Annotated in this window: 8 protein-coding genes; 5 read left to right on the top strand and 3 right to left on the bottom strand. The window is 68.6% G+C overall.

Annotated features, from left to right (window positions below; genetic code table 11):
* Positions 1-6,356, top strand: a 6,356-nt coding sequence (locus tag J2Y49_RS29300) for a calcium-binding protein (RefSeq protein WP_310119066.1), incomplete at its 5' end; no start/stop codon positions are given.
* A gap of 327 nt (positions 6,357-6,683) precedes the next feature.
* Here J2Y49_RS29300 and J2Y49_RS29295 read toward each other — a convergent pair.
* Genes J2Y49_RS29295 through gmd form a run of 3 tightly spaced genes read right to left on the bottom strand, consistent with a single transcriptional unit; the run spans position 6,684 to position 9,233 of the window.
* Positions 6,684-7,112, bottom strand: a complete 429-nt coding sequence (locus J2Y49_RS29295; protein ID WP_310119064.1) for a hypothetical protein — start codon at positions 7,110-7,112, stop codon at positions 6,684-6,686.
* 39 nt (positions 7,113-7,151) lie between these two features.
* A complete protein-coding gene (locus tag J2Y49_RS29290; protein ID WP_310119061.1) occupies positions 7,152-8,147 on the bottom strand; it encodes a GDP-mannose 4,6-dehydratase in 996 nt (331 codons plus the stop codon).
* A gap of 30 nt (positions 8,148-8,177) precedes the next feature.
* Positions 8,178-9,233 (bottom strand): GDP-mannose 4,6-dehydratase, encoded by a 1,056-nt coding sequence (gene gmd, locus J2Y49_RS29285; protein WP_310119059.1) that lies wholly within the window; start codon positions 9,231-9,233, stop codon positions 8,178-8,180.
* A 251-nt stretch (positions 9,234-9,484) separates the two neighbouring features.
* Between gmd and J2Y49_RS29280 the strand changes: the two genes are divergently transcribed.
* The 4 genes from J2Y49_RS29280 to J2Y49_RS29265 all read left to right on the top strand — a co-directional run bounded on the left by J2Y49_RS29280 (position 9,485) and on the right by J2Y49_RS29265 (position 15,122).
* Complete coding sequence (locus J2Y49_RS29280) at positions 9,485-11,434, top strand: tetratricopeptide repeat protein (RefSeq protein WP_310119058.1); 1,950 nt, start codon at positions 9,485-9,487, stop codon at positions 11,432-11,434.
* A 54-nt stretch (positions 11,435-11,488) separates the two neighbouring features.
* Positions 11,489-12,247 (top strand): class I SAM-dependent methyltransferase, encoded by a 759-nt coding sequence (locus J2Y49_RS29275; protein WP_310119057.1) that lies wholly within the window; start codon positions 11,489-11,491, stop codon positions 12,245-12,247.
* Positions 12,240-13,160, top strand: coding sequence for a class I SAM-dependent methyltransferase (locus J2Y49_RS29270; protein WP_310119056.1), 921 nt, complete (start codon positions 12,240-12,242; stop codon positions 13,158-13,160). The genes J2Y49_RS29275 and J2Y49_RS29270 overlap by 8 nt, the downstream gene beginning before the upstream one ends.
* A 150-nt stretch (positions 13,161-13,310) precedes the next feature.
* A complete protein-coding gene (locus J2Y49_RS29265; protein WP_310119055.1) occupies positions 13,311-15,122 on the top strand; it encodes a tetratricopeptide repeat protein in 1,812 nt (603 codons plus the stop codon).
* Positions 15,123-15,128: the final 6 nt, after the last annotated feature.

Genomic DNA, 15,128 nt, shown 5'->3' with positions numbered 1-15,128 from the left:
GCGCGGTCGAGACGCTGACGGGCCAGACCGGCACCGACGTCATCACGCTGGGCGCGGGCGGCAACACCGTCACGGCCTCGCTGCTCGAGACCATCGCCGGCGGCGCCGGCGCGGATCTGGTGTTCCTCGGCACGGCCGGCAACACGACCACCGTTTCGGTCATCGAGACGCTGATCGGCGGCGCGGGCACCGACGTCATCACCATCGCCACCACCGGCGCCACCCTGCTGGTGCGCGCGGTCGAGACGCTGACCGGCGGCACGGGCACCGACGTCATCACGCTGGGCGACACCGCCAACGTGCTGGTCGTGGGCGGCATCGAGACGCTGACCGGCGGCGCGGGCACCGACGTCGTCACCATCGCCACCACCGGCAGCACCCTGCTGGTCAGCGCGGTCGAGACGCTGACGGGCCAGACCGGCACCGACGTCATCACGCTGGGCGCGGGCGGCAACACCGTCACGGCCTCGCTGCTCGAGACCATCACCGGCGGCGCCGGCGCGGATCTGGTGTTCCTCGGCACGGCCGGCAACACCCTCACCGTTTCGGCGGTCGAGGTTCTGATCGGCGGTACGGGCACCGATGTCGTCACGCTGGGCACGGCGGGCAACACGGTTCTGCTGCGCGGTCTGGAGACCCTGGCCGGCGCCGCGGGCTCCGACGTCGTCACGCTGGGCGACACCGGCAACACGCTGTCCGTCTCGCTGCTCGAGACGATCGCCGGCGGCACCGGTACCGACGTCATCACGCTGGGCGCTTCGGGCAACACCCTGCTGGTTTCGGGTCTGGAGACCCTGACGGGCCAGGGCGGTTCTGACGTCGTCACGCTGGGTTCGGCCGGCAACACCCTGCTCGCCAACCTGCTGGAGACCGTCACCGGCGGCGCTGCCACCGATGTCGTCACCATCGGCACCTCGGGCGGCACCCTGCTCGTCTCGGCTCTCGAGACGCTGTCGGGCGGCACGGGCACCGACGTCGTCACGCTGGGTTCGGCCGGCAACACCCTGCTCGCCAACCTGCTGGAGACGATCGCCGGCGGTACGGGCTCCGATCTGGTGTTCCTCGGCACGGCCGGCAGCACCGTTCTGGCTTCGGGCCTGGAGTTCCTGATCGGCGGCACGGGCACCGATGTCGTCACGCTGGGCACGGCGGGCAACACCGTCACCGTCCGCGGCATCGAGACGCTGACCGGCGGCACGGGCACCGACGTCGTCACCATCGGCGACACCGGCACCACCATGCTGGCTTCGGGTCTGGAGACGCTGATCGGCGGCGCCGCCACCGACGTCATCACCCTGGGCACGATCGGCAACACCCTGCTGGTTTCGGCTCTGGAAACCCTGACGGGCAGCACGGGCACCGACGTCGTCACCATCGGTTCGGCCGGCGGCACGCTGCTGGTTTCGGGTCTGGAGACGCTGACGGGCGGCACGGGCTCCGAGCTGGTGTTCCTCGGCACTGCCGGCAACACGCTCTCGGTGTCGGGCATCGACATCCTGATCGGCGGCACGGGCACCGACGTCGTCACCTTCGGCACGGCCGGCAACACGCTGCTGCTGCGCGGCATCGAGACGCTGATCGGCCAGGGCGGCACCGACGTCCTGACGCTGGGCGACACGGGCAACACCGCGTCGGTTTCGCTGTTCGAGACGGTCATCGGCGGCACGGGCACCGACGTCATCACGATCGGCACCGCCGGCGGCACGCTGTTCGTTTCCGCGGTTGAAACCCTGACGGGTCAGGGCGGCACCGACGTCATCACCATCGGCTCGGTCGTCGGCAACACCATGCTGGTGTCCGGCATCGAGACGCTGACCGGTCAGGTCGGCACCGACGTCGTCACCCTGGGTACGGCCGGCAGCAACATCCTGGTGTCGCTGCTCGAAACCCTGGTCGGCGGCACGGGCACCGACATCGTCACCCTGGGCTCCGTCGGCGGCACGCTGCTGGCTTCGGGTCTGGAGACGCTGACGGGCGGCACGGGTTCTGACCTCGTGTTCCTGGGCTCGAACGGCAACACCGTTCTGGCTGCGGGCCTGGAGTTCCTGATCGGCAGTGCGGGCACCGATGTCGTCACGCTGGGCACGGCGGGCAACACCGTCACCGTCCGCGGCATCGAGACGCTGACCGGCGGCACGGGCACCGACGTCGTCACCATCGGCGACACCGGCACCACCATGCTGGCTTCGGGTCTGGAGACGCTGACGGGCGGTGCGGGCACCGACGCCATCACCCTGGGCACGATCGGCAACACCCTGCTGGTTTCGGCTCTGGAAACCCTGACGGGCAGCACGGGCACCGACGTCGTCACCATCGGTTCGGCCGGCGGCACGCTGCTGGTTTCGGGGCTGGAGACGCTGACGGGCGGCACGGGCTCCGAGCTGGTGTTCCTCGGCACTGCCGGCAACACGCTCTCGGTGTCGGGCATCGACATCCTGATCGGCGGCACGGGCACCGACGTCGTCACCTTCGGTTCGGCCGGCAACACGCTGCTGCTGCGCGGCATCGAGACGCTGATCGGCCAGGGCGGCACCGACGTCCTGACGCTGGGCGACACGGGCAACACCGCGTTGGTTTCGCTGTTCGAGACGGTCATCGGCGGCGCTGCCACCGACGTCATCACGATCGGCACCGCCGGCGGCACGCTGTTCGTCTCGGCTCTGGAAACCCTGTCGGGCGGCACGGGCACCGACGTCGTCACGCTGGGTTCGGCCGGCAACACCCTGCGGGTCAACCTGCTCGAGACGATCGCCGGCGGCGCTGCCATCGACGTGATCGCCCTGGGCACGGCCGGCAGCACCCTGCTGGTTTCGGCTCTGGAAACCCTGTCGGGCGGCACGGGCACCGACGTCATCACGCTGGGCACGGCGGGCAGCACGCTCACCGCTTCGGCGCTGGAGACGATCACCGGCGGCACGGGCACTGATTGGGTCCTCCTCGGCGCGGCTGGCAACACCCTGCTGGCTTCGGGTCTGGAACTGCTGGTTGGCGGTGCGGGCACCGATGTCGTCACGCTGGGCACGGCTGGCGGCACCGTCATCATCCGCGCCATCGAGACGCTGACCGGCGGCACGGGCACCGATGTCGTCACCATCGGCGACACCGGCACCACCATGCTGGCTTCGGGTCTGGAGACGCTGACGGGCGGTGCGGGCACCGACGCCATCACTCTGGGCACGACCGGCAGCACCCTGCTGGTTTCGGCTCTGGAAACCCTGTCGGGCAGCACGGGCACCGACGTCATCACCATCGGCTCGGTCGGCGCGACCTTCCTGGCCAATGCTCTGGAGACGATCACCGGCGGCACGGGCTCCGAACTGGTGTTCCTCGGCACGGCCGGCAGCACGGTCACGGTGTCGGGCATCGATATCCTGATCGGCGGTGCGGGCACCGACGTCGTCACCCTCGGCACGGCCGGCAACACGGTGCTGCTGCGCGGCATCGAGACGCTGACCGGTACCGCCGGCACCGACGTCATCTCCCTGGGCGACACCGGCAACACGCTGGCGATCACGCTGATCGACACGCTGGTTGGCGGTTCGGGTTCCGACGTCGTCACTCTCCTCACGGGCGCCACCATGACGGCGTCGTCGCTTGAGACGCTGACCGGCTCCGGGGTTTCCGACGTCGTCACCCTGGGTTCGTCCGGCAACACGCTGGCGATCTCGCTGATCGACACCCTGACGGGTGGCGCTTCGACCGACGTCGTCACGCTGGGCACGACCGGCACCACCATGCTGGCCTCGGCCCTGGAAACGGTCACCGGCGGTGCGGGCACCGATGTCATCTCCCTGGGCACGACGGGCAACTCGCTGGTCGCCAACTCCCTGGAGACGATCCTCGGCGGCACGGGTTCCGACCTGGTGTTCCTGGGTTCCTCGGGCAACACCGTCCTGGCCTCGGGCCTGGAGATCCTGGTCGGCGGCACCACCACCGACGTCGTCACGCTGGGCACGGCCGGTAGCACGGTCATCCTGCGCGGCCTGGAGACCCTGACCGGCGGCACGGGCACCGACGTCATCACCATCGGCGACACTGGCACCACCATGCTGGTCTCGACGCTGGAGACGCTGGCCGGCGGTGCGGGCACCGACGTCATCACCATCGGCACGGCCGGCACCAGCATGCTGGTCTCGGCGCTGGAGACGGTGACCGGCGGCACGGGCACCGACGTCATCACCATCGGCACGGTGGGCTCGACCTTCCTGGCCAATGCTCTGGAGACGATCACCGGCGGTTCGGGCTCCGAACTGGTGTTCCTGGGTTCGGGCGGTACGACGGCCCTGGTTTCGGCGATCGACATCCTGATCGGCGGCACCGGCACCGACGTGGTCACCTTCGGCACGGCCGGCAACACGGTGCTGCTCCGCGGCATCGAGACGCTGACCGGCGGCACGGGCACCGACGTCGTCACGCTGGGCAACACCGCGAACACGCTGCTCGTCAGCGGGATCGAGGTGCTGACCGGTGGTTCGGCTTCGGACATCGTCACCCTCGGCACGGCCGGCAGCACCATGGTGGTGTCGGGCGTTGAGACGCTGAACGGCGGCACGGGCACCGACGTCGTGACCATCGGCACCGCCGGCGGCACGCTGCTGGCGCTCAACATCGAGACGCTGATCGGCGGCACGGGCCTCGAGGTGATCTTCACCGGCACGGCCGGTGGGTCGCTGACCGTCTCGGGTGCGGATTTCGTGATCGGCAACACCGGTACCGACATCCTGACCCTGGGTTCGTCCGGCAACACCACCACGATCCGCGGCATCGAGACGCTGATCGGCGATGCGGGCACCGACCTCGTGTTCCTGGGTGACACCGGCAACACGATGACGCTCGGCACCGGCATCGAAATCCTGGTCGGCGGCTCGGCCACCGACGTGCTGAGCATCAGCACTTCGGGCGCCACCCTGCTGACCCGTGCGATCGAGACCCTGATCGGCAACACCGGCACCGACGTGATCACGCTCGGCGACACGCCGAACACGGTCACCGTCTCGGGCATCGACACCCTGACCGGCGGTGCGAGCACCGACGTCGTCTTCACCGGCACGGCCGGCGTGACGATGCTGGCCACGGGCGTCGAGTTCCTGGTCGGCGGCACGGGCACCGACATCGTCACCCTGGGCTCCTCCGGCAACACCATCATCACCCGCGGCATCGATACGCTGTCGGGCGGTGCGGGCACTGACTGGGTGTTCCTGGGCGACACCGGCGTCACCATGGCGCTGGGTTCGGGCATCGAACTGCTGATCGGTGGTGCGGCCACCGACGTCGTCAATCTCGGCACTGCGGGCAGCACCCTGCTGACCCGTGCGGTCGAGACCCTGATCGGCAGCACCGGCAACGACGTGATCACGCTCGGCGACACGCCGAACACGGTCTCCGTCTCGGGCGTCGACACCCTGACCGGCGGTGCGAGCACCGACGTCGTCTTCACCGGCACGGCCGGCGTGACGATGCTGGCCACGGGCGTCGAGTTCCTGGTCGGCGGCACCGGTACGGACATCGTGACCCTGGGTGCGTCGGGTAACACCGTCATCACCCGCGGCATCGACACCATGATCGGTGGTGCAGGCAGCGACCTGGTGATCCTGGGTGATACCGGCGTCACCATGCGTGCCGAGAGCGGGATCGAGATCATCGTCGGCGGTGCGGCCACGGATGTGGTCAGCCTCGGCGACGGCGGTTCGACCGTCCTGCTGCGTGGCATCGAGACCCTGACCGGCGGTGCCGGCAACGACGTGATCACCACCGGCGATACCGGCGTGACCATGTCGGTCAGCGGCATCGAGACGCTGGTCGGCGGCCTGGGTACCGATGCGATTACGGTGACCAGCGGTTCGATCCGCTTCCAGGGTGGTTCTGGCGACAGCATCAGCCTGGCGACGTCGGGTAGCAGCACCGATACGGTCGTGTACTCGTCCTTCAGCGACATCGCGGCGCTGGGTGCGAACACCGGCTTCATCTCGGTCTCGAACTTCCAGACGGGCACCGACAAGGTGCAGCTGACCGGTACGGCCCGGAGCACGGCCGACAAGAATGGCGACGCTTCGCTGACCACGGCGACCGCGGCGACCAACGGGGTGAGCATGACCAACGAACTGGTCAGCCTGTCCTCGGCGGTCAGCGGCAGCCTGACGGATGCTAACCTCGCCAACTTCCGTACGGCTCTGGGTACGCTGACGAACTCGTCGGCTGGTGCGAGCACGCTGGTTCTGGCCAACAACGGGACCAACTCCGCTCTGTACCAGGTGGTCGATACCAACGGCGACGGCCAGGTGGCCAACTCCGAGGTTCGCCTGCTCGGCGTGTACAACAGCCAGGTGCTCTCGCTCTCCGACATCAACCTCGGTTGATCCGGCGACTGAGCCTAAGCATCGCGGTAAAAGGGAAGGGCGCCCGCAAGGGCGCCCTTTTCCTTTGCTGGCTCGTTCGGGGATCCGGACTACCCTCCGGCGTCTCCGGTTCGGGCAAAAGAAAAGGCGGCAACCGGGAGGACCGGTTGCCGCCTTTTCCATTAGAGTCTGTCTGGTGCTTTCTGGTGCTTATTGAAGCACCAGACAGACTCTGAGCTTACGGCTTTCCGTGTGATTCACGCTTCAAGCGCCATTACGCTTGAACCGATCACACTCTAGCGGTCCCCCATCATCGCAACAGGGAGGGACCGGGCTTCGGGTGCGGGATCAGTGGGCGGGCAGGGCCGACAGGCGATCCGCCATGCGCAGGATGCCCTGGGCCAGACGGATGATGGCGGGCGAGCCGATGAACAGCTCGCGCAGGGCGTCGCCCTCGCCGAAGCGCAGGACGAAGCCGTTCGGATTGAACACCACGGCGACCTTCGCGGTCTCCGACAGGACATGCTGGGTCCGCCCCTGGAACACCGCGTCCAGGATCGACCGCGCCAGCTCGCGCGCGTCCTCCACCGGCAGGGTGGCGATCTCCGGCCCCAGCCGGCTTTCGTTGAACAGGAAAACGCCCTCCAGCCGGACGGCGCCGTCCCCTGCCGCGTCCTCTTCGTTCAGGGCGATGTGGGACAGGAACTTGCCGTCGGGAAACAGGACGGTGCGATCGTCGACCTCGACATTGATGACCAGCCTGCTTTTGGCCGACATGGACTGTGCTCTCCAAAAAGGATGGAAGCCGGGATAGGATCAGTCGGCGGCGCGGCACGCCATCTCGGCATCGGCCAGCCCGGCGACCACATCGGCCATCCGGCGTTCGGCACGCCAGCCCAGCAGCCGCTCCGCCTTGGCGGGGTTGCCGACGCTGAAGGCGATGTCGGACGGGCGCAGCAGGGCGGCGTTGCCGTGGACATGCCGGCGCCAGTCCAGCCCGAAGTAGGAAAAGGCCTGCTCGACGAAGTCCTCCAGCCGGTGCGCCTCGCCGGTGGCGATCACGAAATCCTCCGGCTGGTCGTGGGCCAGCATGCGGGCCATGGCGTCGACATATTCCGGCGCCCAGCCCCAGTCGCGGGCGATCGACAGGGTTCCCAGCTCCAGGCTGTCGGTCTTGCCTTCGGCAATGTCGGCGGCGCCGCGGACGATCTTCTGGGTGACGTAGCGGACCGGGCGCAGCGGCGATTCATGATTGAACAGGATGCCGGAGCAGGCGAACAGCCCATAGGCCTCGCGATAGTTGGCGACCGCCCAATAAGCCGCCGCCTTGCCCACGCCATAGGGGCTGCGGGGATGGAAGGGGGTCGTCTCGTCGGCCGGGGCGTCGGTGTTGCCGAAGCATTCGCTGGACGACGCATTGTAGAAACGCGCATCGAGCTTCAGGAAGCGGATCGCCTCCAGGATGTTGATGGTGCTGGTGATGGTGCTGTTCAGCGTCTCGACCGGCTGCTCGAAGGACAGTCCGACCGAGGCCTGGCTGGCGAGATTGTAGATCTCGGCGGGGCGGACCCGGGCGATTACCTCGACCACGCTGCGGAAGTCGGTCAGCACGGCCGAATGCAGGGCGACCCGGCCGAAGATGCCGAGCCGCCGCAGGTTGGCAAAACTCGACATCTCCCGGTCGCGCGAGGTGCCGTGGACCGTATAGCCCTTGCCCAGCAGCAGCTGGGCCAGATAGGCGCCGTCCTGGCCCGAAACGCCGAAGATCAGCGCAGTCTTCGGTTCGCTGCGGGCCGTCGCTCCGATGGTCATGAACAGCGCCTTGTCGATCGCGGGAGCAGATCAGCGATGGTCGTCCCCGTCGGCGGCCAGGCGCATGTCGGACTCGACCATTTCCCGGACCAGATCGCGGAAGGCGGTGGTGTGGGTCCAGCCCAGCTTCTCGCGCGCCTTGCTGGGGTCGCCCAGCAGCAGGTCGACTTCCGTAGGACGGAAATAACGCGGATCGATGCGGACAACCACCTTGCCGGTCTTCTGGCAGATGCCTTCCTCGTCCACGCCCTCGCCGCGCCACTCGATGCCGCGGCCGATATGGCCGAAGGCCAGCTCGACGAACTCGCGCACGCTGTGGGTTTCGCCGGTGGCCAGCACGTAATCGTCGGCCTCGTCCTGCTGCAGGATGCGCCACATTCCCTCGACATAGTCGCGGGCGTGGCCCCAGTCGCGCTTGGCGTCCAGGTTGCCCAGATACAGGCAGTCCTGCCGGCCCTGTTCGATGGCGGCCACCGCGCGGGTGATCTTGCGGGTGACGAAGGTCTCGCCGCGGGTCGGGCCCTCGTGGTTGAACAGGATGCCGTTGCTGGCATGCATGCCGTAGGCTTCGCGGTAGTTCACCGTGATCCAGTAGGCGTACAGCTTGGCGGCGGCATAGGGGCTGCGCGGGTAGAAGGGCGTGGTCTCGCGCTGCGGCGTCTCCTGCACCTTGCCGTACAGCTCCGAGGTGGAGGCCTGATAGAAGCGCGCGGTCTTCTCCAGGCCCAGGATGCGGATCGCTTCCAGCAGGCGCAGCGTACCGATGCCGTCGGCGTTGGCGGTGTATTCCGGCGTCTCGAAGCTCACATGCACGTGGCTCTGGGCCGCCAGATTGTAGATCTCGGTCGGCTGGATCTGCTGGACCAGACGGATCAGGTTGGTGCTGTCGGTCAGGTCGCCGTAATGCATGAAGAAGCGCACATCCTCCTCATGCGGGTCGCGGTAGAGATGCTCCACCCGGCCCGTGTTGAAGGACGAGGAGCGGCGCTTGACGCCGTGGACGATATAGCCCTTCCCCAGCAGAAGCTCGGCAAGATACGCGCCATCCTGGCCGGTGGCGCCGGTGATGAGGGCAACTTTGCGCAAAGGACCGACCCTTGATCTGTACGGCGTTGATGATCGGGCACTATCCTCAAAGGGTCCGGGCAAGGCAAGGTTCTTGAGGCTCGTGTCCCGGCAAGGACACGGGCGGCGGCGGGACATGGCCGGGACAGGGGCCCGGGATATCCGCCGCCATCGCCATCAACCCGGTTGATGCGCCTATCCGGTGACGATAGGGTGCGCGCCGAACCGGCCGGCCCGCCCTCTTGCGCGGAAGGCCCACAGCACGGATCGTCATGACCACCGTCGCCGAAGCATTGCAGATTGCCGTCGGGCTCTACCGCGCCGGCCGCCTGGACGAGGCGCGCGCGCTGTATCTGCGCATCCTGGAGGCCGATCCGCGCAACGCCGTCGCCCTGCATCTGCTGGGGCTGGCCGAACGCCGGCAGGGACGGCGGGACAAGGCGCTGGACCTGATCCGCGCGGCGCTGGACATCGCGCCGGACATGGCCGACGCCTGCTGCAACCTCGCCGGCATCCTGTCCGATCTCGGCCGGGTGGACGAAGCGGCTGCGGCACAACGGCGCGCCCTGGTGATCGACCCGGCGCTGGAGGCCGCGCATCACGGCCTTGCCAGCCTGCTGTGCAGCCGCGGCGGGCCGCGCGACTGGTCGGTCTCGGCCGCCTCCTTCCGCCGCGTGCTGCGCCTCAACCCCCAGCGCGCCGAGGTCTATCACGATCTGGGCATCGCCCTGCGCCAGGGCAGCGCGGTCGATGCCGACGCCCTGGTCCTGGCGCAGGACAGCCAGCGGAACGCGCTCGCCCTGTGGCCGGACTTCGCCGCCGCCCACATGAACTTGGGCAACCTGCTGGTCGAGCTTGGCCGACTGGACGAGGCGCTGGTCTGCTTCCGCCACTCGCTCGCCATCGAGCCGGAACACGGTGGTGCCCTCTATAACCAGGGCAATGCCCAGCATGCCGCCGGGCTGGGCGAGGCGGCGGTCGACAGCTATGCCCGCGCGGCGCGCGGCGGCGTCACTTTGTCGCTGACCCGGCTGGCCGACGTGCTGACCGGCCTGGGCCGCGAGGGCGAGGCGGAGCAGGTGCTGCGGCTGGCGCTGACAAGCCCGGGCAGCGACGTGGCCGGCGCCATCGACATGCTGTCAGCCTTGCTGGCGCGCCAGGGGCGGTACGAGGACTCGCGGCGCTTCTTCGCCGACTACCGCTATCCCCACGTCGCCGACCCCAACGCCTTCCGCATCGAATGCCTGACCGCCATCGCCGAAAGCTGGCTGGCGGCCGGAGAGGTCGACCGGGCGGTGGAGGTGCTGGCCGGCGTGCACGGCCATGGCAGCCGCTTCTTCACCGTGAAATCGATCGCCGGGCTGCAACAGGTCCTGGCCCGGCAGGGGAGGCGGCTGGAGCGGCCGGTCAATCCCGATCCGTCGCAGCCGCGCATCTGTTCGTCCACGCTGGCGACCCATGGGCGCTTCGCCCACAATGTTCTGGAGTATGTGCTGCTGCGGCTCTACGCCGAAAAATTCGGCTACCGGCTGGAGACGCCGGACTGGGTCGGCGGCTATTACTTCAACCTCGACGATCCCAAGCCTTCGGGCGGGCTGAAGCCGATGCATTTCGCCCGGCGCATCCTGAACGATCTGGTAACCGGGCGGCGCGACGATCCGCGTCCGGACGTCGACATCCTGTCGCCGCTGTTCCTGTTCGACCATCGCGAGGAGTGGCGCGAGCGGGTGCAGTCCTGGCTGCAGCCGCGGCCGGAATGGCTGCCCCACGTCGATCCGGTGATGCAGGCGCTCAAAGACCGCGGCAACACGGTGGTGGCGCTGCACATCCGCCGCGGCGACTTCGTCTGGTTCCGCTATACCATCACCGAGACCTCCTGGTACGTCGACTGGCTGAAGGCGCTGTGGCCGACGCTGGACCGGCCGGTGCTCTACATCGCTACCGACGATCCGGCGACCATCGCCGACTTCGCGGAGTTCGCCCCGGTCTCTCTGGACGGTCTGGAGAAGGACGGCGCAGTGCAGCCTTGGGCGGGGCTGGAGTTCCTTCAGGACTTCCACGTCCTGATGAACGCCGACGTGCTGGGCGTCAGCGCCCACAGCGGCTACAGCCAACTGGCCGCCCTGCTGAACCGCAACGCCCGCTTGTTCGTCGAGCCGGACGCGGCGGCGCGGCGCATCAAGTCCTATTCCCCCTGGACGGCTCCGTCCGGCACCCCTTAAGACCATCACCATCACGACCAAAGCGACGCCCTCAGCGGGCGGGAGGGCAGCCCCATGGATCTCGCGACCAAGGAATTCTACGACGACTTCTGGCCCCGTTTCGTGCCGATCTACGACGAGACCAAGAAGTACATGCTGGAGACGCTGACCGAGCGGCAGATCGGCCGGGCGCTCGATGCCGGCTGCGGCCACGGCATCTGCTCCGTCATCCTGTCGGAAATGGCCGAACAGGTGGTGTCGGTCGACGTGTCGTCGGACAGCCTCGCCACCGCCCGCCAGCAGGCCCAGCGCTTCGGCCGCGACAACATCGAGTTCCACCACCAGGACCTGCAAGAACTGGACACAAACCTGGGGCCGTTCGATCTGGTCTGGTGCTGGGGCGTGGCGATGATGGCGCCCGACCCGATGAAGGTGATGCGCAACCTGATGGCCGTCACCAAGCCGGGCGGCACCGTCTATCTCGGCCTCTACCTGAAGACCTGGCTGTCGCCGGTGCATGAGGGCGTGCGCCATTTCTGCCGCGCCTACATGGACACGCCGGCCCGGCGCAAGCTGGTCGGCGGCTTCTTCACCGGGCTGACCAAGGTCGCCTGCATGCTGAAGGGGCAGGAGATCAACCGCCGCGCCGACAACGTGTCGATCCAGGCCCAGGTCGAGGACTGGTACTATCCGCCCTACAAGACCTTCTACTCGATCGAGGAGATCGTGGCGCTGTTCGAGCGCAACGGCTTCAAGGCGGAGTGCATCCAGGACCGGCTGGGCCGGATGAAGAGCGCCACGATCTTCGTGATCCGGGCGACGAAGAATGGCTGATGCCGCGGCGGGACAGGAAAGCCGCATTGCCCCCCCCGACTGGGCGGAGCTGGGCCGGCTGCTGTCCCGCGGCTACATCGACAGCGGCTTCATCGGCGGCGTCACCCGCGTGCCGGTTGCCGACGTCGTGCGCGACATGCTGTCGGAGGCGCGCGCCGACGAGCAGGTGGCGGAGCTGCGGCGCACCGCGGCGGCCGCCGGCGTCGATGCGGACACGGCCCGCATCCTGGAGGTCGGGTCGGGCTGCGGCATGACCGTGGTGCGCGGGCGCACCGCCCATGGGCTGGACATCCACGGCATCGAGCCCAGCATGGGCGAATACAGCTCGACGCTCGACGTCTGCCGCCGGCTGATCGGCCATTACGGCCTGCCGGCCGACGCGGTGCGCGACGCCACCGGCGAGGCGATCCCCTTCCCCGACGCCAGTTTCGACATCGTCTATTCCTCCAACGTGCTGGAGCATGTCGGCGACCCGGCGGCGGTGCTGGACGAGGCGCTGCGCGTATTGAAGCCGGGCGGGCTGCTGCTGATCGTCGTGCCCAACTACGGCTCCTGGTGGGAAGGGCATTACGGCATCCTGTGGCTGCCGCGGATGCCGGCCGGGCTGGCGAAGCTCTATGTCCGGCTGTTCGGGCGCGACCCGTCCTATGTCGACACCCTCAACCTGATCGACCGCCCCTGGTTCGACCGCTGGCTCGGCCGCCATCCCAGCCGGCTGGAGGTACTGGACTGGGGCTGGGGCGTCTTCGAGCAGCGCCTGCGCACGCTGGGCTTCGGCGACTGGGCGGCGCTGTCGGTCGCCAAGCGCATCGTCACCTTCGTCCACCGCTCCGGCCTGCTGGAGCCGGCGATCTGGCTCGCCCGGCGCCTGCACTGGGAGACGCCGATCATCTTCGCGGCGCGGAAGCGGTGAGCGTGCCGGGGGACGCCGCGCCCTCTATCGTGAATTGCAATTGTTGAAATCAGCCCTTCGGTTGACCCGAAAAAATCCGTCGTGCTATGGCCGGAGACCGGAAACCCTCCGTCTTCATTCCGCCCCCGCAGGTCAGTGGACATCAGCTTCATGGGTCAAGACATCGCGCGTGCCGTAGAGCTTTACCGGGCCGGTCGCCGTGACGATGCCCTGGCCTTGGCCGGGCAGGCGTTGCGCGAAACCCCCGGCGACAGCGGGGCGCTCAACCTCACAGGCGCCATCCTGTACGAGCTTGGCCGCCTGGACGAGGCGGAGGAGACCCTGTCGCGGCTGGTGGCCCTCGATCCCGCTTTCGTGCAGGCGCGCATCAATCTGGCGGTGGTGCAGCAGGAGAAGGGCGCCCGGATGGAAGCCGCCGCCCAGTTCCGCATCGTCGCGGCACTGGTGCCCGATCGGCTGGAGGTGCTGGGCCGGCTGGGCAGTCTGCTGCATGGTCTGGGCGACTATGGCGGGGCGTCACGACATCTGCGCCGCGCCGTCCGGCTTGCTCCTGAGGATCCCGCCCGCCATGTGCTGTTGGCGGTGTCGCTGATGTCGAATGGCGGCCATGCCGAAGCGGCCGAAATCCTGGACGGCGTGCTGGCGCGCCATCCCGGCCATGCCGATGCCCGCAGACATCTGGCCGCGGTCCGGCTGTCGCTCGGCCGTCCCGATCTGGCGGAGGAGGCGTTGTCGGAGGGCGGCCCCATCCCGGATGCGGATACCGCCACCATCGCCCGCGCCCGGCTCTACCGCCGGATCGCCGAAGAGGCCGGCCGGCCGCAGCTCCCCGACGGGCTTGTGGTGCGGGCACCCTTCTCCGTGCTGTCGGGCTACGGCGACTTCGCCCAGCATTTCGTGCGCAGCCTGATGGAGTGCGGACAGACGCTGCGGCTGGTCGGGCTGGTGGGCGAGGAGAGCTGGCGCCCCTCCTTCGCCGATCCGATCCTGCAGGCGGCGGCGCGCCGGCTGGGCGAGCCGCTGCGGCCCCGGCTGGCGCTCAGCGTGCTGACCCCGCCGCTGGTCGAACCGATCCCCGGCGTGCCGACCGTCAACTACACCATGTTCGAAGGACCGCGGGTCCCGGATGCCTTCGCCGTCTGCAACCGGACGCATGACATGGTGATCGTCCCGACCGAATCCTCCCGTCTGGCCTGGATCGCCGCCGGCCATCCGGAAGACCGCATCCGGGTCTGCCCGCCCGGCATCGCTCCCAACCCGGCCGACGCCGGGGCGCTGCCGCTGCCGATCATGGGACCGCGCGGCCGGGGAGTGATGGATTACCGGGTGCGCGTCCTCAACATCTCGGACTTCGTCGCGCGCAAGAACCTGGACGGGCTTCTGCGGGTTTGGCTGCGCGCCACCCGTGCCGACGACGACGCGATCCTGATCCTGAAGGTGGGCAAGGGCGGCTCATCGCTGGTGGGGGAAATGCGCCGGCTGGTCGAGCAGTGCATGCGCGCCACCGGCTGCCGGCCGGAGGAGGCGGCTCCCATCGCGTTGCTGACCGATCGTTACGACGAGCAGGGGATCGCCGGCCTCTACGCCATGGCGACCCATTACCTCAGCCTGTCGCACGGCGAGGGATGGGACCTGCCGATCACCCGCGCCGGCTGCCTGGGCGCCGGGCTGATCGCACCCCGGCACAGCGCCTACACCGCCTATCTGAACGACAGCGTCGCCCATCTGATCCCCTGCACCACCGGTCCGGCGCTGATGCCATACAGCGATGCCTACTATCCCGCTTTCCACGGGCTGGATTGGTGGCACCCGGACGAGGATGCGGCGGCCGACATCCTGTCCCGCGTCATTCGCGACCCCGTGGGCGAGCGCCGCGACGCGGCCCGCCACCTGATGGACAGCTTCACCTGGGACGCCGCGGCGCGCAGGCTTCTGGACGCGCTCGACGGCGTTGGGGGCTGATCCTCT

Origin of the sequence: Azospirillum sp. BE72, assembly GCF_031455875.1 — a bacterium.
Taxonomy (GTDB): Bacteria; Pseudomonadota; Alphaproteobacteria; order Azospirillales; family Azospirillaceae; genus Azospirillum.
This window is presented reverse-complemented; position numbering and strand designations above follow the sequence as displayed.